Origin of the sequence: Streptomyces sp. DH12 (assembly GCF_020873895.1) — a bacterium.
In the GTDB taxonomy this organism is placed as follows: domain Bacteria; phylum Actinomycetota; class Actinomycetes; order Streptomycetales; family Streptomycetaceae; genus Streptomyces.
The window spans coordinates 1-455 of the sequence record NZ_JAHWGT010001050.1 but is presented as its reverse complement, the minus strand read 5'-3'; the positions used below and the strand labels follow the sequence as shown (position 1 = coordinate 455).

Below are 455 nucleotides of genomic sequence, written 5' to 3'. Positions count from 1 at the left end.
GCGTTCGGCGTGGACCGCTCCGCCTTGGAGTCGCCGCTGCTGCGCTCGCCCTTCACCAGGTTGTCGTTGAGGTGGTCGTAGTACAGGTAACCGGCGCCCGCCGTGCCGAGTATCAGCACGGCCATGGTCGTCGCCGACCAGCGCAGGGCGCGCCGCGTCCGTCCGCCGCGCGGTCTTCCGCCGCCGTCGCCCTCGGGGGTGCGCGGTCCCTCGGCACGGCCCCCCTCGGACGGGCCGGACCGGCGCGGGGCGACCGCCCGCTGAGACGGCCGGACGGTGGACGGAAATGCGGTTCGCCGGGCGCGAGCCGCCGCGTACGCTCCCGGGCATGCGCCCCGAGAGCCTGGTCACGGACCACACGATCTACGCCTGTGTCATGGGCTCCCGTGCCTTCGGTCTCGCCACGGAGGGCAGTGACACCGACCGCCGGGGCGTGTTCCTGGCGCCCACTCCCC

At 74.7% G+C, this 455-nt stretch carries 1 protein-coding gene and 1 pseudogene; one reads left to right on the top strand and one right to left on the bottom strand.

The genetic code is table 11. The features are described from left to right. Positions 1-185 (bottom strand): annotated as a pseudogene (locus LPA54_RS38450) (LytR family transcriptional regulator); the annotation flags it as partial. Between the two features lie 143 nt (positions 186-328). On the opposite strand from LPA54_RS38450, the gene LPA54_RS38445 reads away from it, so the two are divergent. Next, positions 329-455, top strand: a 127-nt coding sequence (locus tag LPA54_RS38445) for a nucleotidyltransferase domain-containing protein (RefSeq protein WP_228985018.1), incomplete at its 3' end; no start/stop codon positions are given.